The sequence below is a fragment of the Streptomyces sp. NBC_00223 genome (assembly GCF_036199905.1).
In the GTDB taxonomy this organism is placed as follows: Bacteria; Actinomycetota; Actinomycetes; order Streptomycetales; family Streptomycetaceae; genus Actinacidiphila.
The window spans coordinates 5020581-5042158 of record NZ_CP108109.1; the positions used below are offsets into that span (position 1 = coordinate 5020581).

General features: G+C 72.4%; 19 protein-coding genes, 3 tRNA genes and 1 pseudogene. 20 read left to right on the forward strand and 3 right to left on the reverse strand.

All coding sequences use genetic code 11. The annotated features are described in order from the left end of the window. The 9 genes from OHA30_RS21260 (at position 1) to OHA30_RS21300 (ending at position 8739) form a co-directional block, all read left to right on the forward strand. Complete coding sequence (locus OHA30_RS21260; protein ID WP_328915446.1) at positions 1 to 618, forward strand: NuoI/complex I 23 kDa subunit family protein; 618 nt, start codon at positions 1 to 3, stop codon at positions 616 to 618. After that, on the forward strand, positions 615 to 1223 hold the full coding sequence (locus OHA30_RS21265; protein ID WP_328915447.1) for an NADH-quinone oxidoreductase subunit J family protein: 609 nt from the start codon (positions 615 to 617) through the stop codon (positions 1221 to 1223). Before OHA30_RS21260 ends, OHA30_RS21265 begins: the two co-directional genes overlap by 4 nt. Beyond that, positions 1223 to 1609 (forward strand): NADH-quinone oxidoreductase subunit NuoK, encoded by a 387-nt coding sequence (gene nuoK / locus OHA30_RS21270; protein WP_328915448.1) that lies wholly within the window; start codon positions 1223 to 1225, stop codon positions 1607 to 1609. Before OHA30_RS21265 ends, nuoK begins: the two co-directional genes overlap by 1 nt. Next, entirely contained in the window at positions 1606 to 3594 is a 1989-nt protein-coding gene (locus tag OHA30_RS21275; RefSeq protein WP_328915449.1) for an NADH-quinone oxidoreductase subunit 5 family protein, read from the forward strand. Before nuoK ends, OHA30_RS21275 begins: the two co-directional genes overlap by 4 nt. 6 nt (positions 3595 to 3600) lie before the next feature. Continuing rightward, positions 3601 to 5235: a complex I subunit 4 family protein gene (locus OHA30_RS21280; protein WP_328915450.1), complete on the forward strand. Its 1635-nt coding sequence runs from the start codon at positions 3601 to 3603 to the stop codon at positions 5233 to 5235. Then, positions 5235 to 6794 carry an NADH-quinone oxidoreductase subunit N gene (locus OHA30_RS21285; RefSeq protein WP_328915451.1) on the forward strand — a complete coding sequence of 520 codons (1560 nt, stop codon included), beginning with the start codon at positions 5235 to 5237 and terminating at the stop codon, positions 6792 to 6794. The genes OHA30_RS21280 and OHA30_RS21285 overlap by 1 nt, the downstream gene beginning before the upstream one ends. Before the next feature lie 151 nt (positions 6795 to 6945). Further along, positions 6946 to 7806, forward strand: a complete 861-nt coding sequence (gene htpX, locus OHA30_RS21290; protein ID WP_328915452.1) for a zinc metalloprotease HtpX — start codon at positions 6946 to 6948, stop codon at positions 7804 to 7806. Next, positions 7806 to 8198: a YccF domain-containing protein gene (locus OHA30_RS21295; protein ID WP_328915453.1), complete on the forward strand. Its 393-nt coding sequence runs from the start codon at positions 7806 to 7808 to the stop codon at positions 8196 to 8198. The genes htpX and OHA30_RS21295 overlap by 1 nt, the downstream gene beginning before the upstream one ends. Before the next feature lie 79 nt (positions 8199 to 8277). Further along, positions 8278 to 8739 (forward strand): peroxiredoxin, encoded by a 462-nt coding sequence (locus tag OHA30_RS21300; protein WP_328915454.1) that lies wholly within the window; start codon positions 8278 to 8280, stop codon positions 8737 to 8739. Between the two features lie 61 nt (positions 8740 to 8800). On the opposite strand, the gene OHA30_RS21305 is transcribed toward OHA30_RS21300, so the two are convergent. Then, complete coding sequence (locus OHA30_RS21305; RefSeq protein ID WP_328915455.1) at positions 8801 to 9289, reverse strand: YajQ family cyclic di-GMP-binding protein; 489 nt, start codon at positions 9287 to 9289, stop codon at positions 8801 to 8803. Positions 9290 to 9525: 236 nt separating this feature from the next. On the opposite strand from OHA30_RS21305, the gene OHA30_RS21310 reads away from it, so the two are divergent. After that, a tRNA-Tyr gene (locus tag OHA30_RS21310) sits at positions 9526 to 9607 on the forward strand. Between the two features lie 126 nt (positions 9608 to 9733). Continuing rightward, the gene (locus OHA30_RS21315; protein ID WP_328915456.1) at positions 9734 to 10699 is read left to right on the forward strand and encodes an aldo/keto reductase; all 966 of its coding nucleotides are present in this window, start codon (positions 9734 to 9736) and stop codon (positions 10697 to 10699) included. Between the two features lie 89 nt (positions 10700 to 10788). Here OHA30_RS21315 and OHA30_RS21320 read toward each other — a convergent pair whose 3' ends face one another. Both OHA30_RS21320 and OHA30_RS21325 read right to left on the reverse strand, forming a co-directional pair. Then, positions 10789 to 11451 (reverse strand): NAD(P)H-binding protein, encoded by a 663-nt coding sequence (locus OHA30_RS21320; RefSeq protein ID WP_328915457.1) that lies wholly within the window; start codon positions 11449 to 11451, stop codon positions 10789 to 10791. Positions 11452 to 11460: 9 nt separating this feature from the next. Further along, a complete protein-coding gene (locus tag OHA30_RS21325; protein ID WP_328915458.1) occupies positions 11461 to 12687 on the reverse strand; it encodes an amidohydrolase family protein in 1227 nt (408 codons plus the stop codon). A gap of 217 nt (positions 12688 to 12904) precedes the next feature. Between OHA30_RS21325 and OHA30_RS21330 the strand changes: the two genes are divergently transcribed. The 9 genes and pseudogenes from OHA30_RS21330 (at position 12905) to OHA30_RS21370 (ending at position 21298) form a co-directional block, all read left to right on the forward strand. Beyond that, positions 12905 to 12977, forward strand: a tRNA-Thr gene (locus tag OHA30_RS21330). Positions 12978 to 13024: 47 nt separating this feature from the next. Beyond that, positions 13025 to 13097, forward strand: a tRNA-Met gene (locus OHA30_RS21335). 83 nt (positions 13098 to 13180) lie between these two features. Then, positions 13181 to 13345 carry a 50S ribosomal protein L33 gene (gene rpmG / locus OHA30_RS21340; RefSeq protein WP_004571794.1) on the forward strand — a complete coding sequence of 55 codons (165 nt, stop codon included), beginning with the start codon at positions 13181 to 13183 and terminating at the stop codon, positions 13343 to 13345. Between the two features lie 156 nt (positions 13346 to 13501). Continuing rightward, positions 13502 to 13948: pseudogene (locus tag OHA30_RS21345) on the forward strand (FAS1-like dehydratase domain-containing protein); the annotation flags it as partial. Positions 13949 to 14091: 143 nt separating this feature from the next. After that, complete coding sequence (locus OHA30_RS21350) at positions 14092 to 14520, forward strand: MaoC family dehydratase (protein WP_328915459.1); 429 nt, start codon at positions 14092 to 14094, stop codon at positions 14518 to 14520. 310 nt (positions 14521 to 14830) lie between these two features. Continuing rightward, positions 14831 to 16225: a condensation domain-containing protein gene (locus OHA30_RS21355; protein ID WP_328915460.1), complete on the forward strand. Its 1395-nt coding sequence runs from the start codon at positions 14831 to 14833 to the stop codon at positions 16223 to 16225. A gap of 80 nt (positions 16226 to 16305) precedes the next feature. Further along, entirely contained in the window at positions 16306 to 17790 is a 1485-nt protein-coding gene (locus tag OHA30_RS21360; RefSeq protein ID WP_328915461.1) for a class I adenylate-forming enzyme family protein, read from the forward strand. A 149-nt stretch (positions 17791 to 17939) separates the two neighbouring features. Then, positions 17940 to 21029, forward strand: a complete 3090-nt coding sequence (locus OHA30_RS21365) for a non-ribosomal peptide synthetase (RefSeq protein ID WP_328915462.1) — start codon at positions 17940 to 17942, stop codon at positions 21027 to 21029. Further along, positions 21026 to 21298: an acyl carrier protein gene (locus tag OHA30_RS21370; RefSeq protein ID WP_328915463.1), complete on the forward strand. Its 273-nt coding sequence runs from the start codon at positions 21026 to 21028 to the stop codon at positions 21296 to 21298. The genes OHA30_RS21365 and OHA30_RS21370 overlap by 4 nt, the downstream gene beginning before the upstream one ends. Positions 21299 to 21578 lie beyond the last annotated feature (280 nt).

Consider the following 21578-nt stretch of genomic DNA (forward strand, 5'->3'; position numbering starts at 1 on the left):
ATGGGTATCCCCGGATCCGGTCTGGCCAAGGGCCTGGCCCTCACCCTGCGGACGATGACCAAGCGCACGGTCACCGCCCAGTACCCCGACGCGCTGCCCGAACTCCCGCCGCGCAGCCGGGGGGTGATCGCGCTCTTCGAGGAGAACTGCACGGTCTGCATGCTGTGCGCCCGTGAGTGCCCCGACTGGTGCATCTACATCGACTCCCACAAGGAGACGGTGCCGGCCGCCGCGCCCGGCGGGCGCGAGCGCAGCCGCAATGTCCTCGACCGGTTCGCCATCGACTTCTCGCTGTGCATGTACTGCGGCATCTGCATCGAGGTGTGCCCCTTCGACGCGCTGTTCTGGTCGCCGGAGTTCGAGTACGCCGAGACGGACATCCTCGACCTCACCCATGAGCGCGACAAGCTGCGCGAGTGGATGTGGACGGTACCCGCGCCGCCCGCGCTCGACCCGGCGGCCGAGGAGCCGAAGGAGATCGCGGCGGCACGCAAGGCCGCCGAGAAGGCGGCGAAGGCCGCGGAGTCCGAGCGGGCAGCGCGGTCCGAGACGGCCGAGACGGCCGAGCAGACGCAGCCCGAGTCGGCGCCGCGCGAGAACGGGGAGGGGGAGGCGTGAACCTCAGTGCCGCCGCCCACCACCCGGGCTTCCTCTCGCCGACCGGCGTGGAGATCACCTTCGTACTGGTCGGCCTCGCCGCCCTCGGCGCCGCCGTCCTCACCGTCACCACCCGTCAGCTGGTGCACGCCGCCCTGTGGCTGGTCGTCGCCCTCGGCGGGCTGGCCGTCGAATACCTGCTGCTCACCGCGGAGTTCATCGCGTGGGTGCAGGTGCTGATCTACGTCGGTTCCGTTGTCGTCCTCCTGCTGTTCGGCCTGATGCTGACCCGGGCGCCCATCGGCCGCTCCCCGGACGCCGATTCGGAGAACCGCTGGGTCGCCCTGGCGGTGGCCGTCGCCGCCGCGGGCACCCTGGTGTGGGTGGTCGTGGACGCCTTCCGGTCGACCTGGATCGATCTGCACGGGGTGGCCCAGGGGTCCTCCCGGGCCACCGGCGAGAGCCTGTTCCGGCACTGGGTGCTGCCGTTCGAGGCGCTGTCGGTGCTGCTGCTGGCCGCGCTGGTCGGCGCGATCGTGCTGTCCCGGCGCGACGGCACGACCGCCCAGGCCCAGGCTCAGGCCCAGCCCCCGGCCTCGGCCTCGGCCGACGGCAAGGAGAACTGATGCACCTCGCCTATCCCGCCGTCCTCGCCGTCCTGCTCTTCTCCATCGGCGTCTACGGCGTGCTCGCCCGCCGCAACGCGATCCTGGTCCTGATGTCCGTCGAGCTGATGCTCAACGCCGTCAACCTCAACCTGGTCGCCTTCGACATCTGGCTGCGCGACACCCTCCACGCCGGCCAGGCGCTCACCCTATTCACCATCACCATCGCCGCCGCGGAGATCGGGCTCGGCCTGGCGATCGTGCTGCTCGTCTACCGCAACCGCGGCAGCTCCGACATCGACCGCCTCACCGCCCTCGCCGACCACGGGCAGCCCGAGGACCCCGGCCCCGGACCGGCCGGGCCCGCGGCGGCAGCGGACGACGAGAAGGCAGAGGCCGCCGCGTGACCCTGATCGCCCTTGCCGCGCTCGTCCCCCTCCTGCCCTTCCTCGGCGCGGCCGCCGGACTCCTGCTCGGCCGGCGCGCGCCCGGCTTCGTACGGCCGCTGGCCGTCCTGCCGACCGCCACGGCCTTCGTGCTCGCCGCGATCGTCGCCGCCCGGCAGGGCACCGGCACGCCGACCGACGCCGCCCACCGGCTGGCCACCACCGGTTCCGTGCCGATCGACCTCGCCCTGCACCTGGACGGCTTCGCCGTCCTGATCGCCGTGCTGGTCGGCCTGGTCGCCACCTGTGTGCAGCTCTACTCCGTCTCCTATCTGCGCGACGACCCGCGCTATCCGTCGTATGCCGCGCTGGTCTCGCTGTTCACCGCGGCGATGTTCCTGGTCGTCTACTCCGGCGACCTGATGGTGCTGCTGGTCGGCTGGGAGGTCATGGGCATCAGCTCGTACTTCCTGGTCGGGCACTACTGGGAGACCGAGACCGCGCGCGCGGCCTCGATCAAGGCGTTCCTGGTCACCAAGCTCGGTGACGTCCCCTTCCTGATCGGCGTGTTCGCGCTCGCCTCCGACGCGGGCACCTTCCGGATCAGCGGCATCGTCGGCGCCGCCGCGCAGGGGCGGCTCCACCACCCGACCGTGATCGCGCTGCTGCTGCTCGCCGGGGTCGCCGGCAAGTCCGCGCAGTTCCCGCTGCACACCTGGCTGCCCGACGCGATGGCCGGTCCCACCCCGGTGTCCGCGCTGATCCACGCCGCGACCATGGTCGCGGCCGGCATCTACCTGGTGGCCAGGCTGCTGCCGGTGTTCACCGCGTCCGCCGCCGCGCTGGCCGTGCTCGCCGCGATGGCCGCCGTCACCATGGTCGGCTCGGGTCTGGCCGCCCTCGCGCAGGACGACATCAAACGGGTGCTCGCGTACTCCACGATCGGCCAACTCGGCTACATGGCGGGCGCCCTGGCCGTCGGCAACCGCGACGCCGCCGTCTTCCACCTCCTCTCGCACGGCGCCTTCAAGGCGCTGCTCTTCCTCGGCGCGGGCGTCGTCATCCACGCCGCCGGCACCAACTCGCTCACCGCCATGTCCCGTATGGGGTCGCTGAACAAGCGCGTCCCCGACGCGATGTGGACGATGGGCATCGCCCTCGCCGCCCTCGCGGCCCTCCCTCCGCTGTCCGGCTTCTTCTCCAAGGAGTCCGTGCTGCGCGCCGCCGAGCACGCCTCCGCCGGCGACACCGCCCATGTGCCGTCGGCGGTCGGCTGGACCGTACTCGTCGCGGGCCTGGTCGCCGCCGTGCTCACCGCCGGCTACGCCGCCCGGCTGTTCCTCCTGGCCTTCCGCGGCAGCGGCCCCGAGATCGCCGACCACGGCCGCCAGCCGGTCGTGATGACCACCGTGCTGTGGGTGCTGGCCGTCCCGACCATCGCCTTCGGCGGGCTCGCCTACCGCGAGCTGCCCGACTGGTTCGACCGCGGCTCGCTCGGCCCGACCCTCGTCACCTCCGTCCTCGGTACCGGTCTCGCCCTGGTCGGCGTGCTGATCACCTACGGCGCCTGGAAGGCGACCGCCGCCATCCGCCACGCCCGGCCGATCGGTGCCGTCGTCTCCACCGACCCCGACGCGGAACCCGCCCTCATCGAGGCCGAGGCCCTGGCCACCCACGAGGAGATCTACGGCAGCGTCGCCGGCTCCGACGACCTGGGCGACCCCGGCCGGCTGCTGCTCGGCCCGCTGCACCGGCACGCCGCCCGCGGCTTCCACCTCGACGCCGTCTACGGCACGCTCTTCGTCCGGCCGGTGCTCGCTGCCGCCGACCTCGTGCGCTTCCTGGACCGCGAGGTCATCGAGACCTATGTCCGGGGCGCCGCGGGCACGCCGAAGCTGCTCGGCAAGGCCGTCCGCAAGGCCCAGACCGGAAACGTCCAGACCTACCTCAGCGCGCTGCTGGCCGGTGCGGTCGTCCTCGCCGTCCTTGTCGCCGTCGGAGCGTGAGATCCAGTGAACGACACCGCACTCCAGTACGTCCTCGCGGCGATCGTGGTGCTGCCGCTGCTCGGCGCGGTCGGCGCCCTGCTGCCGCCCCCGCCCGGTCTGCGCGGCCGTGACCCCGGCCAGGCGGTGCTGCGGCACGGCGTCACCGTCACCGGCGCCGTACTCGTCCTCTCGATCGTGCTCGCGGCCGGCTTCGACCACGACCACCCCGGGAAGATGCAGGCCGGCACCGACCTCGACTGGATTCCCGCACTCCGTGTCCATCTCCACCTCGGTGTCGACGGCATCTCGCTCCCCCTTCTCGTCCTGACCGCGCTGCTGACCTTCCTGTGCGCGCTCCACTCCTACTTCCGACCGCCGGCCGGCGGCAGCCCGAAGGCCTTCGTCGCCCTGCTGCTCCTGCTGGAGTCGGGCACGCTCGCCACCTTCGCCGTGCTCGACCTGATGCTGTTCTTCCTCGCCTTCGAGATGGTCCTCATCCCGATGTACTTCCTCATCGCCCGCTGGGGCGGGGGAGACCGCGAACGCTCGGCCCTGCGCTTCATCCTCTACACCCTCCTCGGCTCCGTGATCATGCTGCTCGGCCTGCTTCTCATCGGCGTGAAAGCGGGCACATTCGACATGGTGGCACTCGCCACTGACAACGGGTCGTCGCTCAGTCACTCCACGCAGTTGATCGCGGTCCTCGCCATCGGTCTCGGCCTCGCCGTGAAGGCCCCGATGTGGCCGCTGCACAGCTGGCTCCCCGACGCCCACACCGCCGCCCCGACCGTCGGTTCCGTGCTGCTCGCGGGCGTGCTGCTGAAGATGGGCACGTACGGCCTGGTCCGGATCGTGCTGCCGATGGCGCCCGACGGCATGCGCACCTTCGCCCCCTACCTCGCCGCGTTCGCGGTCGTCGGCATCGTCTACGGCTCGCTGGCCTGCCTCTCGCTCGCGCGGCGGGGCAACGGCGGCGACCTCAAGCGGCTGATCGCGTACTCCTCCGTCGGCCACATGGGCTTCGTGCTGCTCGGCATCGCCTCGATGAACCGCACGGGCGTCAACGGCGCGCTCTTCGCCAACATCGCCCACGGCCTCATCACCGGACTGCTCTTCTTCCTGATCGGCGCGGTCAAGGAGCGCTACGGCACCACCGACCTCGACCGGCTCGCGGGCCGCACCGGGGCCGCGCTCTACGGCCGGGCGCCGCGGCTCGGCGGGCTGCTCGCCTTCGCGGCCGTCGCCTCGCTCGGACTGCCGGGTCTTGCCGGGTTCTGGGGCGAGATGCTGTCGATGTTCGGCGCCTTCAAGCCCGGCGCGGGCCTGAGCCGGCCCGCGTTCCTCACCTTCACCGCCGTCGCCGCCTTCGGCACGCTGCTGACCGCCGCGTATCTGCTGACCGTGGTGCGGCGGGTGTGCATGGGCGACCGCGAGACCATCGGCGCCGCCGCGGACCCGACGGCCGACGCGTCCGGCCCGTCGGCCGGGGCGACCACCGGCGGTCCCGGTGAGCCGCGGCCGGTCTTCGCCGACGTCCTCGGCTTCGAGTTCGCCGCCTGGACGCCGCTCGCCGTCCTCACCGTCCTCGCCGGGCTGTGGCCCGCCGTCCTGCTCGGCCTCAGCGATCCGGCCGTACGCACCCTGCTCGGAGGCAACTGATGCCGTCCCTCGTGCAGTCCGTCGACTGGACGGCCCTGACCCCGGTGGTGATCCCCGCGGCCCTCGCGGTGGCCGTGCTGGTCGCCGATCTCTTCCTCGCCAAGGACCGCAAGGTCCTGCTCGGATGGCTCACCGTCGCCGGGTTCGTCGCCGCCGGACTCACCCTGATCCCGCTGCGGGACGGCCATCGCAGCACCTTCTGCCAGACTCCCGGCGCCGAATGCTCGTACGCCGCCGACCACTTCACCCTCGTCGTCCAGGTCCTCGTACTGGGCGGCGCGCTGCTCACCGCCCTGCTGTCCCTTGCCGCCGACGGCACCGACGACCCGCCGCCCGGTGAGTACTGGTTCCTGCTGCTCTCCTCGGCCGCGGGCGGCGCCCTGCTGCCCGCCTCCCGGGACCTGATCACCCTGATCGTGGCCCTGGAGGTCACCACGCTGCCCGCCTTCGCCCTGGTCGCCATGCGCAAGGGCGACCGGCTGGCGAGCGAGGCCGCGCTCAAGTTCTTCCTCTCCTCCGTGGCCGCCACCGCCGTCTCGCTGCTCGGCATCAGCTTCGTCTACGCGGCCACCGGCACCGTCCACCTGGACGCCGTCGCCGACGGCCTCACCCACGTGCCCGCGCAGCTCGACACCCTGGCGAAGGTCGGCGCCGCCCTCACCCTGGTCGGCTTCGCCTTCAAACTCGCCGTCGCGCCCTTCCACTTCTGGGTGCCCGACACCTACGCGGGCGCGCCGCTGCCCATCGCCGCCTATCTGTCGGTGGTCGGCAAGGCGGCCGGCTTCTCCGGGCTGATCCTGGTCACGGTGATCGCCTTCCGGCCGTACGACGACGTCTGGGGCCCGGCCCTGGGCGTACTGGCCGCGCTCACCATGACCGTCGGCAACGTTGGCGCCCTGCGGCAGAGCCCCGGCGCCGAGCGCGGCGCCGTACGCCTGCTGGCCTGGTCCTCGATCGGTCAGGCGGGCTATCTGCTGGTGCCCATGGCCGCCGCGTCCTCCGCGCACAGCCCGGCGCACGAGATCGGCACCACCGTGGCGTACGCGCTGATGTACGGCGTGGTGAACCTCGGGGCCTTCGCCGTCGCCGCGCTGGTCACCCGCGGCGCGCCCGCGGGCCGGCTGAACGACTACCGGGGCCTGTACGCGTCCCGGCCGGCCGCCGCCCTCGCGCTCGGCTTCTTCCTGCTGTGCCTGGCGGGGCTGCCGCCCGGCGTGATCGGCCTGTTCGCCAAGGTCGCCGTCTTCTCGTCGGCGGTCGGCGCCCAGCACGGCTGGCTCGCGGTGATCATGGCCGTCAACGTCGTGATCGCACTCGTGTACTACCTGCGGTGGACGGCGCTGCTCTTCGCCCGGCCGCAAGAGCCGGCGGGCGCGGTGACCGGCGGTCAGACCGTGCCGTCCGGGGGCGTCGTGCCGGCCGGCGGGGGCGCGGTCGTGTCAGCCGCCCGTACGCCCATCGGCCTGGTGGTGGCCATCGCGCTGACCGCGGCCGCCGGGCTCGTGCTGTCCGGGGCGCCACAGATCGTGTTGCGGTACGCGCAGGGCACGCTGCTCTGATCCGGTGGTACGGGTGGGCCCGGCGAGGCATGTGCGGTGGTCGCGCTGTGTGCGCGCGAGGGAACCAGCGGCGCTCGGGTGGCGTTGACCAGAGCAGGAGGTTCTCCTGAAGGGGGAGGTTCCCCCCGCCGCACACCTAGGAGGGCACACCGTGCACCGCCGGCACAACGGGTTGAAGACCGCCGTACTCCTCGGTGGTCTGTCCGCGATCGTCCTGGTCATCGGCGGCTTCTTCTTCGGCCGGACCGGGCTCGTCGTGGCGCTCGTCCTCGTCCTGGGCGTGAACGCGTACGCGTACTGGAACAGCGACAAGCTCGCCCTGCGCGCGATGCGGGCCCGGCCGGTCAGCGAGTTCGAGGCACCCGCGCTCTACCGGATCGTGCGCGAGCTGTCGACGAGTGCCCGTCAGCCCATGCCCCGGCTCTACATCTCGCCGACCGAGGCGCCCAACGCGTTCGCGACCGGCCGCAATCCGCGCAACGCGGCGGTCTGCTGCACCGAGGGCATCATGCGGATACTCGACGAGCGCGAGCTGCGCGGGGTCATCGGCCACGAGCTGAGCCACGTCTACAACCGGGACATCCTCATCTCGTCGGTGGCCGGCGCCCTCGCCTCGGCGATCGTCTTCATGGCCAACTTCGCCTGGCTGATCCCCTTCGGCCGCTCGGACGACGACGACGGCCCCGGCATCCTCGGCATCCTGCTGCTGATGATCCTCGGCCCGCTGGCCGCCTCGCTGATCCAGCTCGCCGTCTCCCGCTCGCGGGAGTACGAGGCGGACGCCTCGGGCGCCCGGCTCACCGGCGACCCGCTGGCGCTGGCCTCCGCGCTGCGCAAGCTCGACGTGGGGACCAAGCAGCGGCCGCTGGCGCCCGAACCGCGACTGGAGACCACCAGTCATATGATGATCGCCAACCCCTTCCGCCCCGGCGACGCGTCGAAGCTGTTCTCGACCCATCCTCCGATGGCCGAGCGCATCGCCCGTCTCGAAGAGATGGCAGGCCGCTCCTGATGAAGACCGTCCTGAACGTGATCTGGCTGGTGCTCTGCGGACTGTGGATGTGCCTGGGCTACTTCCTGGCCGGGCTCGTCCTGTGCATCACGATCATCGGCATCCCCTTCGGCATAGCGGCCTTCCGGATCGGGATCTACGCCCTCTGGCCGTTCGGCTACACCGCGGTCGAGCGGCGCGACGCCGGGGCCGGCTCGCTCGTCGGCAATGTGCTGTGGCTGATCCTGGCCGGCTGGTGGCTGGCGCTCGGCCATATCTTCACCGGCCTGGCGCTGTGTCTCACGATCATCGGCATCCCGTTCGGCATCGCGAACTTCAAGCTCATTCCGCTGTCGCTGATGCCGCTGGGCAAGGAGATCGTGCCGACCGACCAGCCGTTCGCCACGCGCTGAGGGCCCGCGCGCTCTGCGGGTCCACTCGGCCCCCTGATTCACTGTTCCCCCTGTCCCTCATGACGCCAAGGAGATGGGCATGACCCTGCGGGTCGGCGACAAGGCACCGGACTTCACACTGCCCGACCAGACGGGGAAGCAGGTGACGCTCAGCGACCGGCTGGGCGAAAAGGTGGTCGTCCTCTACTTCTATCCCAAGGACAACACCCGCGGCTGCACGGCCGAGGCGTGCAGCTTCCGCGACAGCTACGAGAGCTTCACCGACGCCGGCGCCGAGGTGATCGGCGTCAGCTCGGACTCGGTCGAGTCGCACGAGAAGTTCGCCGGGCGGCACGAGCTGCCGTTCACCCTGCTGGCGGACCGGGACAGGGCGGTGCGCCGGCAGTACGGCGCCACCACGCTGGGCGTGGTCCCCGGCCGGATCACCTTCGTGATCGACCAGGAGGGCGTCATCCGGCACGCGTTCTCCTCGATGACGAACATCGGCGCCCATGTCGACGACGCCCTGACGATCGTCAAGCAGCTCCAGCCCGCGTCCTGAGGATCCCGCGGACCGGCCACCTGTGGGGCGGCGGTGATCGGCCGCCGCCCCGGGCCGTGCGTCAGCGGTAGTTGACGAACTGGAGGGCGAAGTCCAGGTCCTTGCCCTTCAGGAGGGCCTGGATGGCCTGGAGGTCGTCCCGGCTCTTCGAGCTGACCCGCAGTTCGTCGCCCTGCACCTGGGCCTTGACGCCCTTCGGACCCTCGTCACGGATGATCTTCGCGACCTTCTTGGCGTTCTCCTGCGAGATGCCTTCCTCGATCGTCGCGAAGATCTTGTACTCCTTGCCGGAGAGCTGCGGCTCACCCGCGTCCAGCGACTTCAGCGAGATCCCCCGCTTGACCAGCTTGGTCTCGAAGACGTCCAGGATCGCCTTCACGCGCTCCTCGGAGTTCGCCTCCATCAGGATCTTCTCGCCCGACCACGAGATCGACGCCCCGACGTTCTTGAAGTCGTACCGCTGGGAGATCTCCTTGGCGGACTGGTTGAGGGCGTTGTCGACCTCCTGCCGCTCGACCTTCGAGACGATGTCGAAACTGGAGTCGGCCATCTTCAGTGGGCTCCTTGGCTGTGTTCTGTCGGTTGTTCTGTCGGTTCTGCCGGTTCCATCGGTTCCGGACACCTGCGGCCCCACCGGGGACCGCCGCCGGTCCAGCCTAGTCACCCGACCCCGCCGAAGCCCTGATCAATCCGGTGGCGAACCACCCCCGCGTATCGGGTATCGTTTACGTCGTCGCCACGGACCACCGCGCGCACCACAGCGGAAAGTCCGGGGCGTCAGCTCATGGCGGTATGCCCGAGTGGCCAATGGGAACGGACTGTAAATCCGTCGGCTATGCCTACCGTGGTTCGAATCCACGTGCCGCCACATGAGAGAGGGTCCTCGATTCGCGACAGCGCGGAGCGGGGGCCCTCTTCGCTGTGCTCGCCTTCCGGGGCGGGTGCGGACGTCAGGGTCGGGCGGGTTGTCCGAACAGGGCTTCGAGGAGGACGTGTGCGGTATCGAACACTGGGACGAAGCGGGCTTTCCGTCTCCGAGATCGGTTACGGAGCCTGGGGAATCGGCGAGTCCGCCTGGATCGGGGCCAGCGAGGACGAGTCGCTGCGCGCCCTGCACCGGGCGCTCGACCTCGGGGTGAACTTCATCGACACCGCCCGCGGCTACGGCGAGAGCGAGCGGATCGTCGGCAAGGCCGTACGGGAGCGGCCGGCCGGTGAGGTGCTGGTGGCCACCAAGGTGCCGCCGCGCAACGGGAAGTGGCCCGCGCCCGACGGCCTCGACCCGGCGGAGACCTTCCCCGGCGACCACATCCGGCAGAGCGTCGAGACGAGCCTGCGGGCGAGCGGGCTCGACCACTTCGATGTGCTCCAGTTCCACGTGTGGAGCGATGAGTGGGTCGGCCGCGGGGACTGGCTGGAGACGATCGCCGCGCTCAAGGAGGAAGGCAAGATCCGCCTCTTCGGTGTGTCCATCAACGACCACCAGCCGGACAACGCGCTCGCCCTGGTCCGCAGCGGCGCGGTGGACAGCGTCCAGGTCATCCACAACATCTTCGACCAGGCCCCGGCCGACGCGCTCTTCCCCGCCTGCCAGGAGCACGGCGTCGGCGTCATCGTCCGGGTGGCGCTGGACGAGGGCGGTCTGACCGGAGCGGTCACCGCCGGGACGACCTTCCCCGAGGGCGACTTCCGCAACAACTACTTCAAGGGCGACCGGCCCGCCGAGGTCGAGCGCCATGCGGACGCGATCACCGCCGAACTCGGCATCGCCCGCGAGGAACTGGCCGAGACCGCCCTGCGCTTCGTGCTGAGCGCCCCGGCCGTCTCCACGGTCATCCCCGGCATGCGCAGCGTCCGCAACGCCGAGCGCAACGCCGCCGTCAGCGACGGGCGCCTGCTCGACGCCGACCGGCTGGCCCTGCTCGCCAAGCACCGCTGGCAGCGCAACTTCTACAGCTGACGTCCAGGCGTCGTCCTGGGGTCCCGACAGCCCGCGCCGCGTCCGGCGGCGCGGGCCGTCAGCCGTACGTCACAAAGCCCGCGAGCCTCTCAGCCCCGCGCCACCGCGCCCACCGCTTCCCGTACCGCCGTACCGCCGGAGATCAGCTCCAGCGTCAGTCCGGCCGTCCCCGGCTCGTCCAGCAGCGCCACCAGCGTCGTCGCCACGTCCTCGCGCGGGACGGAACCGCGCCCGGTGGACGTGGCGGAAAGGGCGATCCGGTCGGTCGGGTCGGCGTCGGTCAGGGCGCCGGGGCGCACGATCGTCCAGTCCAGGCCCGTACGCGCGCGGATCGCGTCGTCGGCCGCGCCCTTCGCGCGCAGATAGGCCGTGAAGACCGGGTCCGAGCCCTCGGCCTGGGCGTTCGCGCCCATGGAGGAGATCACGAGGAACCGGCGTACGCCCGCGCGCTCGGCGGCGTCCGCGAGCAGGACGGCGGCCGCGTGGTCGACCGTCTGCTTGCGCTCGGTGCCGCTGCCCGCACCCGCGCCGGCCGCGAAGACGGCCGCGTCGGCGCCGCGCAGCACCCCGGCCACCTCGTCCACCGTCGCCGACTCCAGGTCCAGGACGACCGGCTCGGCGCCCAGCGCCCGCAGGTCGTCGGCCTGGGCGGGGTTGCGGATCAGCCCCACCACGGTGTCCCCGCGGCTGGTGAGCAGCCGCTCCAGCCGCAGCGCGATCTTCCCGTGTCCACCCGCGATCACCGTACGCATGGTCCGACGTTACGCCTCGCGATGGGACTGCCGTGGGAGGTCGAGGGCGACTTCGCTCGCCGAGTCGCAGTATTCGCGCACCGCGCTGGTCCGGGAGACCACCCGGCCGCGGTGGATGACGACACGGCTGTACGCCAGCGACAGCACGCCCGCGAGGCTGTCGCCGCGTACCGCGAGGAGTTCGGCGGGGAAGCCGGCCTCCACCCGTACCTCCGGAAGGCCCAGCACGGCCCGCGCCTGACCGCTGATCAGACCGTACGACCGCTGCGGCCCGCACTCGCCGTGCGAGGCCAGCAGGAAGGCCGCCTCCAGCGGGTCGCCGCGCCCGACCGGGTTGGAGAGGTCGCCGAGCGCGCCGCTGCCCGCGGCGACGCGTACCCCGGCCGCGCGGAGGCGGCGCACGGGGGCGACGCCGCCCCGGTCGATCAGCCCGCAGCCGCCCTGCGGGAGGGCGACCACGGAGATCCCGGCGGCCGCCAGCCGTTCCGCGGTACGGGCCACCGCGTCGGGGCCCAGCGTGCCGAGCCGGTGGCAGGGGCCGAGGGTGACCCCGGGCCGCAGCCCCCCGGCCATCGCGGCCAGCCGGGCCAGTCGCGCGGCGTCACCGGCGGCGGTGTGCAGATCGACCGGCAGCCCGAACTCGGCGGCCGTCGTCAGCACGGCCTCCACATATCCGCTCGGGTCGGGGTCGAGGTCCGGGCAGCCGCCGACCACCGCGGCGCCCATCTTGAGCGCGTCCCGCAGCATCGCCAGGCCGTCCGCGCCGGCGACGCCGGTCAGCATCCGGGGCACCGCGACGGCCTGCACGTCGATCAGCCCGCGCAGCGCCTGCCGGGCCTGGAGGACGGCCTCCAGGGCGCGCAGCCCCTGGACGTCGCCGATCCGTACGTGGCTGCGCACGGCGGTGGCGCCGTGGCCGAGCTGGAGCAGCGCGGCCTCGGTGGCCCGGCGCTGTACGTCCTCGGTGTCGCCTGACGGCGGGCCGCCCGCGGTGAGGGCGAGGTCGAGATGGGCGTGCGGCTCGACGGGCGCGGGCAGCAGCAGATAGCCGCGCAGGTCGACGCGGGTGCCGTCGGAGGGCCGGGCGGCCGGGGCGGCGAGGCTGCCCGCGGTGCCGACGGCCTCGATCCGCGCGCCGCTCAGCCGTACGTCGACGGTCCGGCCGTCGGTCAGCCGGGCGCCGCACAGCAGCAGGGTGGCGGTCTCCGCGGCGGTGCCGCGGGGGCTGTCGGTCATCGCGCTCCTCCGGTGCGGGCCTGGCGGGCGGTGGGAGGCAGGATCACGGGCGACGGGGTCGGGGGTCCGAGCCTAGGGGTCGGCGCGGCGCACGCTCGGCAGGAGGGCATTAGTCGTACTGGTGAGGGTCGTGGGGAAGGTGTCCGCGGGGCCCGATGTGCCCTGGGGGATACGGATTTCACGTATCGCCGCGGACCGTGTAATGTCTTCCTCGCTCGCCCCAATAGCTCAGTCGGTAGAGCGTCTCCATGGTAAGGAGAAGGTCTACGGTTCGATTCCGTATTGGGGCTCTGATGGATCGGTTCCCCGCCTTTGTCGGCGGGGGCCAGTTCGTCGCAGCGGCGTAGCTCAGTCGGTAGAGCAAGCGGCTCATAATCGCTGTGTCACCGGTTCAAGTCCGGTCGCCGCTACTCTACGTAGCCGATTGCGGGATCGGTCCCTCGATCGGCTACTATTCCTATGTTCATAACCCCGTTCGTCAAGGAGCACTCACGTGGCCGCCACCGACGTCCGCCCGAAGATCACGCTGGCCTGCGTGGAGTGCAAGGAGCGGAACTACATCACCAAGAAGAACCGGCGTAACGACCCGGACCGTCTTGAGATGAAGAAGCACTGCCCGCGTTGCAACGCGCACACCGCGCACCGCGAGACGCGCTGACGCTCTGTAGTCCACGCCACCGTACGTCACCAGACGTACACGGCAGGCCGTAGCATCCCCGCACGATCCGTAACATCATCGCGAGGCTGTCCCCGTGTCATCACTGGGGGACGGCCTCGTGGCATATTTCGACGTTCATGTACCCGGAGGTTGCCGATGGCTCTGGACCAGTCCTTCGTGGGGCGGACTTATCCGCCCGAGCCCGCCTATGAGGTCGGCCGGGAGAAGATCCGCGAATTCGCCGAGGCGATCGGCGACGGCAGTCCCGTGTACACCGACCCGGAGGCGGCCAAGGCGCTCGGTTACCCGGATGTGATCGCTCCGCCGACCTTCGCCTTCATGCTCACCTACCGGGCGGCGGGCGCGGTCCTGATGGACCCCGAACTCGGTCTCGACTACAGCCGCATGGTGCACGGCGACCAGTCGTTCGCGTACAAGCGTCCGGTACGGGCCGGCGACCGGCTCTCGGTCACCTCGACGATCGAGGCGATCAAGTCGATGGCGGGCAACGAGATCCTGGACATCCGCGGCGAGGTCCACGAGGCGTCGGGCGAGCACGTGGTGACGACGTGGATGAAGCTGGTCGTACGACCCGCCGAAGACCCGGCGGACAGCCCGGCGGCGGAGAACCCGGCGGCGGAGAACCCGGCGGACGAGTCCAGGGCTCCGGCGGAAACGGCACCGGAAGCAGCACCGGAACCGGTAGCGGCAGCGGCGAAGAGCGACACGGCGGGCGGGGAGGCGTGATGGCGGCGAAGATCGCTTACGAGGACGTCGAGGTCGGCACCGAACTGCCCGCGGGCAGCTTCCCGGTGACAAGGGCCACGCTGATCCGCTACGCGGGCGCGTCCGGCGACTTCAACCCGATCCACTGGAACGAGAAGTTCGCCCGCGAGGTCGGTCTGCCGGATGTGATCGCCCACGGCATGTTCACCATGGCCTCGGCGATCCGGGTCGTCACCGACTGGACCGGCGACCCCTCGGCGGTGGTCGAGTACGGCGTGCGGTTCACCAAGCCGGTCGTCGTCCCCAATGACGACAAGGGCGCGCTCATCGAGGTGACCGCGAAGGTCGGCGCGAAGCTGGAGGACGGCCGGGTCCGGGTCGACCTCACGGCGACCTCCGCGGGCCAGAAGGTGCTCGGCAAGTCCCGCGCGGTGGTCCAGCTCGGCTGAGGCCAGGGCTGCGGTACGGCTCGGCCGATGCCCGCGCGGCGGCTGGGACACCAGTGGCGGCAGGGGCACGGCAGGCGATGGCGGACCCCGGCGAGGGCGTCCGCTCCGCCGGTGGTCCAGTGCCGGAAAATGTCCCTGAACTCGCCCTGACCTGGGCCAACGCCCTTGTTCTGGAACGGATTTGGCGGGTGTGGGGCCCTCCGGTATGGTCCCCGGCATGGTGACCGCTCCTGCCGAAGGCGTGTCGAGAGCGCAGTCAGCCGTGCCCGCCGAGTACCTCGCGGATCAGGGGGCGGGACACGGTGGCGCCGTGCGGAGCAGGTCCCGAGTCGCGCTGGAGTTCGCGGGCGGCCGTACTGGAACCGCCTCGCTCACCTGGGGTCAGCGGGCCATCTGGCGGGCGATCGAGCGGACCCGGCCGGGCGACCACTACTTCAACTCCAGCCGTACGCTGCGGCTCGACGGCAATCGGGCGTTCACCGTGCCGCAGGTGCTGGCCGCGCTGCGACAGGTGGTCGAGCGGCACGAGGCCCTGCGCACCCGGCTGGTCCCGGGCGCGGACGAACCCCGTCAACAGCTGTACGCGGCGGGGGAGATGACCGTCGACCTGGTGGGGACCGGGACGCCGGGTCCGGCCGCCGACAAGGACAACGACACCGTCGCGGCGGTTGCTCAGCGCCTGGCTGCTCTCTACTGCGCCCGCGGCTACGACTACACCGACGCGTGGCCGGTCCGGATCGGCATCGTGGCCGGCGCCGACAACCTGCCGCGCGCGGTGGTGATGGGCTTCTGCCATGTCGCCACCGACTACACGGGCAGCGGTGTGGTGATGCGCGACCTGGCCGCCGCGCTGGACGGCACATTGGCCCCCGCGCCCGGCGCCGTGCAGCCGCTGGACCTCGCCCGTCACCAGGAGTCGCCCGACGGACGGCGGAGAGCCGAGGCGTCGGCCCGCTGGTGGGAGCGCTCCCATCAGCGTATCCCCGTCTCCATGTTCGAGAAGGAGCACTTCGCTCCGGAGCAACCCCGCTTCCAGCGCCTTGAGTTGATCTCCCCGGCGCTGGCGAAGGCGCTGCCCGGGGTCGCCGCCCGGGCGTCGGTGAGTACGGCCACCACGCTGATCGCCGCCTCTGCCGCCGCACTGCGGGAGTTGACGGGACATCGGATCTGCGCGCTGCTGGCGATCAGCGGCAACCGGGTGGGCGCCACGGTCCGGGAAATGGTCAGCACGCTCTCCATGGAGGCCCTGCTGGTGGTCGAGGTGGACGGCGCCGACACCTTCGACGAGCTCCAGCGCCGGGCGGGCCGGGCCACGCTGGCCGGTTACCGGCACGGGGACTACGACGAGCGCGACCGGGAGCGCGTCGTCGCGGCGGAGTCGGCGGTACGCGGCGCGCCGGTCCACCCGTACTGCTGTGTCAACGACCTTCGGACCGAACGCCGGGGCCCGGGCGCCGCGACCCGGGAACGGGCGCGTCCGCGCGAGCTGCTGGACAGGACGCGACTGCGGCCGCTGTCGCCGCTGGAACGGCTGGGATGCCGTTTCTGTCTGCACATCGCGGACGCGCCCGGGGGTCTGTCCCTCCAGGTCACGGCGGACACCGGCTATCTGCCGGTCAAGGGCATGCGGGACTTCGCACTCGGGGTCGAGCGCCTGGTCGTGTCGGCCGCCGACGGCGATGTGGCCCTGTCCGCGCCGCTCTGACGGCGGGCCCGGGTCGGGACGGAACCGCGCAAGACGAACGCTTGGCTGATGCGGGTTGTGCATGAGGGGGCATCACAGCTGTGAGTACGACTGTCGTCGCCGGGATCACGCTCGGCGACCTTCTGCGGGACCGCGTCCGCGCGCAGCCCGACCGGATCGCCCTGTGCTCCGACACGGGAGCCCAACTGGGCTTCTCCGACTGGTGGGAGCGCTCCCAAAGGGTGGCTGGCGCGCTTCTGGCCAAGGGTGTACACGCCGGGGACCGGGTGGCGCTCGTCTTCGGCACCCGGGACTGGCTCGACTACGCCGTCGCCTATTGCGGGACCCTGCTCGCGGGCGCGGTGGCCGTACCGGTCTCCGACGGCCAGCCCGCGGAGGCCGTCGCCTACGTACTCGACCACAGCGGCGCGTCCGCGGTGCTGCTCGGCCGGCACGCGCGGGTCTCCGGCGGCGGGCGCTGGGCGCTGCCGCTCGCCGAACTGGAAGCCGGCCGCGGCGTGGACGAGTTGCCGTGCGTCCGCCCCGAGGATCTGGCCCAGGTGCTCTACACCTCGGGAACCACCGGGCGCCCCAAGGGAGTTGCCGCCACCCACGCCAATCTCACCTACGGTCTGCGGACCGGCCTCAAGCACCGCCCGCTGGCGCACTCCGCGCACTTTCTGCACACCTTCCCCGTCGGCACCAACGCCGGGCAGAACATGCTGCTCAACGCGGTGTACGCGCACCCGGCCGCCCTGGTCGCGGGCCGCTTCACACCCGGCAGGTTCGCCCGCCTGATCGAGCAGCGGCAGGTCGGCAGCGTCTTCCTGGTCCCCGCGATGGCCGCCGAACTCCTCAACTCCGGCGCCCACACCCGCCACGACCTGTCCTGCGTACGGCTGCTCGGCTCGACGGCCGCCGCGCTGCCGCCCGCGCTCGCCGCCCGGCTCGCGGCCGCCTTCCCCCGGGCCACCCTGGTCAACTACTACACCTCCACCGAGGCCGCGCCCGCGCAGACCGCGATGGTCTACGACCCGCGCAGGCCCGACGCTCTCGGCCGCGCGGTCCGGGGAGCGGTCCGGGTCGCGGGCCCCGACGGGCGGGCGCTGCCGGCCGGCGAGGTGGGTCTTGTGCTGCTGCGGACGCCGGGCGCGCAGCGCAGTTACTACCGCGACCGGCAGGCCGGGCTCGGGGTCTTCGCGCCCGGCTGGGTGCGGATGGGCGACGTCGGCTATCTGGACGAGGAGGGCTATCTGCACCTGGTCGACCGGGAGAGCGACATCATCAAGTCGGGGGCCTTCAAGGTCTCGACGCTCCAGGTCGAGGCGGCGCTGCTCGAACACGCCGATGTCCTGGAGGCGGCGGTCGTCGGGCTGCCGCACCCGGTGCTCGGGCGCAGTGTCGCGGCGGCGGTGGTGACGCGGAGCGCGCTCGACCCGGCGGCGCTGCGGCGTTTCCTGGCCGACCGGCTGGCCGCGCACGAGATCCCGTCCCGGCTGGTCGCCCTCGACGCCCTGCCGCGCAACGAGGTGGGCAAGCCGCTGAAGAACCGTGTCCGCGAACTGCTGGAGCGGGCACCGGCGTAGCGCCGCCGCTTCGGGGGCGTACGTCCTTGGTCCGGCCGCCGACGGCCGGCCGGCCCCGTCGGTCGCCACCGCCCGCCACCGGCCGTCATGCACCCGCACATGAGCACCGCACGTCCCCGTACCGATCGGCTCAGCAAGGAGCGTTCAGCATGGCACCGACCGCCACCTCCGCTCAGCGGGGGATCTGGTTCACCGAGCGATGCGGCCCGGTGGGCGCGGCCTACCACATGGCCCTGCGCATCGGCTTCGAAGTCGGCCTGGACCGGCGGGCCTTGGCGGACGCCTGCGCGGCGGTCGTACGCGACCACCCCCTGCTGGACGCGGCCTTCGCCGAGGTGGAAGGTGTCCTCGTGCCGCGCCCGTGCGGCCGTACGGCCGAGCCGGTCCGGGTGGACTGCGCCGGGGACGACCCGGCGGGCCTGGAGAAGCGGATCGCGGACGCGGTCGCCGTGCCCTTCGACCTGTCGGCCGGACCGCTGATCCGGTTCACGCTCTTCGAACTCGCCGACGGGGGAGCGGAGTTGCTGGTCGTCGCCCACCACGCGGTGTTCGACGGCATGTCGAAGGACGTCCTGGCCGACGCGCTGGCGGGACACTACGCCGCTGCCCTCACCGGTTCCGCGGCCCCCGCCCGGCCCGCCGCGCCTCCGCCGGAAGCGGCCCTCACCGAACAGCAACTCGCCGACGCCCGGCGGTGGTTCGACCGGCGGTGGACCGAGCCAGGACCGTTGCTGCTCCCGGGCGCCCGGCACGGATCGGTGACCGCGGCGCCGGGCGCGGAGGTCGAGTGGACGCTGCCGGCCGCGCTCGACACCGCGCTGACCGCGACCGCGCGGCGGCTGTCCGCGAGCCGGTTCGAACTCCTGCTCGCCGCCGTACACGCGCTGCTGCGCCGCTACGGCAACACCGATCCGGCCGTCTCCGTCGCCATGTCCACCCGCGGGCCCGAACAGCGCGCTCTGATCGGCCCGTTCGTCAACGAACTGCCGCTGCGGGCGCCCGCGGGGAGCGGCCACAGCTTCGCCGTACTCGTCCACGCCCTGCACACCGAACTGCGCGAGGCCAACCGGCACCGGGCCGTACCGCCGGGCGCGGTCGTCGCCGGACTGACGCCCAGGACCGGGCTCACCCCGGCGTCCCTCGGCTACCGCAGACGTGCCGCCGCGCCCGAATTCCCCGGCGTACGGACCCGGGTGCGCTGGATGGTCTTCAACCGGACGGCCCGTAACACCTTTCACCTCCAGGCGGTCGAGGGCCCCGAGGGCTGCGAGCTGAGCCTCCAGTACCCGGCCGGGGTGCTCGACCGCGAGCAGGCCCTGCGGATCACCGGGCACCTGGAGACGCTGCTGGGCGCCGCGCTGGCCGACCCGGACCTGCCGGTGGCGGACCTGCCGCTGCCCGCCGCACCCGAACTGCGCCTGCTGCTGCGCGAATGGAACGCCACAGGCCGGGACTACCCGGCCGACCGTACGGTGGTCGACCTCTTCGACGCCCAGGCCGCCGCCCGCCCCGACGCGCTCGCCGTCACGGGCCCCGGCGGCGGACTGACGTACGCGGAACTGCGGGCGCGCTCGGTGGAGTTGGCGGTACGGCTGCGCGCGGCGGGGATCGGACCGGGCGCGCTGGTCGGGGTGCATCTGCACCGGACCGAGCGGGCGGTGGTGGCGCTGCTGGGCGTACTGCGGTCGGGGGCCGCGTACGTGCCGCTCGACCCGGCGTACCCGGCGGACCGGCTGGCCTACGTGCTGGCGGACTCGGGCGCGGCGCTGCTGCTCGCGGACGGCGAGTTGGAACCTCGGCTGGCCGCGCGGGCGCCGGGCGTGCTGCGGCTGGACGTACCGGGCCCAGGGAGTGCTGGAGCCGCGCACTCGGCGGACGACTCGGCGTCCCTGCCGCCGACCGAACCCGCCGGACTCGCCTATGTGCTCTACACCTCCGGCTCCACCGGGCGCCCGAAGGGCGTGGCCGTCGGGCATCGCGCGCTGGTCAATCTGCTCACCTCCTTCGCGGCCGATCTGGACTCCGGCCCCGGGCACGTATGGCTCGGGCTGACCTCGCTGTCGTTCGACATCTCCGGCCTGGAGACGTTTCTCCCGCTGATCACCGGCGGGCGGCTGGTGGTCGTACCCGACGGGATGGCGCTCAACGGGCCCGCCCTGCTGCGGCTGATCGCGGCGGAAGGGGTCACGCACGCGCAGGCCACGCCGTCCGGCTGGCGGGTGCTGCTGGCCGGCGGTCTGCGGCGGGCCGCCTTGGAGGAGTCAACCGGTCCGGCCGGCCTGACCGCATTGGTCGGCGGCGAGGCGCTGCCCCTGGCGCTGGCCCGGGAGCTGCGCGCGGCGACCGCCCGGCTGCTCAATGTCTACGGGCCCACGGAGACGACGATCTGGTCCACCCGGTGGGAGGTCCCCGAGCGGCCGGAACGGGTGAGCATCGGGACGCCGATCGGCAACACCCGGGTCCATGTCGTCGACGAACGGCTGCGGCCCGCGCCCGTCGGCGTCCCCGGCGAGCTGCTGATCGGCGGCGACGGCCTCGCCGACGGCTATCTCGGGCGGCCGGGCCCGACCGCCGACCGCTTTGTGCCCGACCCCTTCGGGCCGCCGGGCGCTCGGCTCTACCGCACCGGAGATCTGGCCGCGTGGAACGCGGCCGGGGAGGTGGACTTCCTCGGACGAATGGACGACCAGGTGAAGATGCGCGGCCACCGGATCGAGGTGGGCGAGATCGAGTCCCGCCTGCTGGAACATCCGGACATCGCGGGCGCGGCCGTCGTGGCCGAGCCCGACCCCCAGGGCGAGGCACGGCTGATCGCCTACCTGGTGGGCGAGGGGGCGCCGCCGCCCGAGGGCGCGGAGATACGGGCCTTCCTGGCCCGGCGGCTGCCGGCGGCCATGGTGCCGCAGCTCTTCGTCCCGCTGGACGCGCTGCCGCTGACGCCCAACGGGAAGCTGGACCGCAAGGCGCTGCCGACAGCCACTGCGGCGCCTGTCGAGTCCTCGCCCGGGGGCGCTGACAGCGACGTCACCCGGGAACTGCTGGCGATCTGGGCCGAGGTGCTGGGGACGCCCGATGTCGGCCCGGACGACGACCTGTTCGACCTGGGCGGGCACTCTCTGACGATCATTCAGATCGGAGTGCGCATCCGTGAACGCTTCGACGTGGAGCTGGACTTCGACGTCTTCTTCGACACCCCGACCGTGACGGGCATCGCCCGGGTCGTGGAGGCCGCGCTGTGACCGACGCGAAGGAGCAGGGCGTGCTGGAGGTACTGGCGGAGCTGGCCGCGGCCGCCACGGACGGTGAAGTCAAGCCCGCGGAGCTGCTGTCGAGGCCCGAGGTGCCGCTCCAGGCGCTCGGCGTCGGCTCGTTGGGCAAGCTGCGGCTGGTGGACGCGGTCGAGGCGTACTTCGACGTGCTGCTCGACCTCGACGGCGAGGACGACGTGCTGGAGAGCCTTGCCACGGTGGCCGCGTACCTCGACGGCCGGGCCGGGGGAGCGCGATGACCGCGACGCGCGGCCCCCTGCCGTCTGGCCGCCCGGCGGGACCGCCCGCCGGGCGATCGACGCCTTGGACCCTGATGCGGCCCCCGGTGGCCCGGCCCGCGTGGCCCGCACGGTCGCGCGACTGCCTGCCCCGCGTGGTGGGTTGCCGCGGCGACCGCGGCCTGGCCGCCTGGTGCCTCCGCCCGGCCGGTCTCTCCGGCCCGTCCGGCGCGGCCTGTCGGCCCGGAGTGTCCGCGCCGACGCGCGCACGTCATGGGCGCCCGGGTTCTGGCTCGTACTC

Bases quoted from the DNA above. Each gene is read 5' to 3' on its own strand.
- OHA30_RS21260 (WP_328915446.1), top strand. From the start codon at position 1: ATGGGTATCCCCGGATCCGGTCTGGCCAAGGGCCTGGCCCTCACCCTG.
- nuoK (WP_328915448.1), top strand. From the start codon at position 1,223: ATGCACCTCGCCTATCCCGCCGTCCTCGCCGTCCTGCTCTTCTCCATC.
- OHA30_RS21285 (WP_328915451.1), top strand. From the start codon at position 5,235: ATGCCGTCCCTCGTGCAGTCCGTCGACTGGACGGCCCTGACCCCGGTG.
- OHA30_RS21295 (WP_328915453.1), top strand. From the start codon at position 7,806: ATGAAGACCGTCCTGAACGTGATCTGGCTGGTGCTCTGCGGACTGTGG.
- OHA30_RS21300 (WP_328915454.1), top strand. From the start codon at position 8,278: ATGACCCTGCGGGTCGGCGACAAGGCACCGGACTTCACACTGCCCGAC.
- OHA30_RS21305 (WP_328915455.1), bottom strand. From the start codon at position 9,289: ATGGCCGACTCCAGTTTCGACATCGTCTCGAAGGTCGAGCGGCAGGAG.
- OHA30_RS21320 (WP_328915457.1), bottom strand. From the start codon at position 11,451: ATGCGTACGGTGATCGCGGGTGGACACGGGAAGATCGCGCTGCGGCTG.
- OHA30_RS21325 (WP_328915458.1), bottom strand. From the start codon at position 12,687: ATGACCGACAGCCCCCGCGGCACCGCCGCGGAGACCGCCACCCTGCTG.
- OHA30_RS21350 (WP_328915459.1), top strand. From the start codon at position 14,092: ATGGCGGCGAAGATCGCTTACGAGGACGTCGAGGTCGGCACCGAACTG.
- OHA30_RS21365 (WP_328915462.1), top strand. From the start codon at position 17,940: ATGGCACCGACCGCCACCTCCGCTCAGCGGGGGATCTGGTTCACCGAG.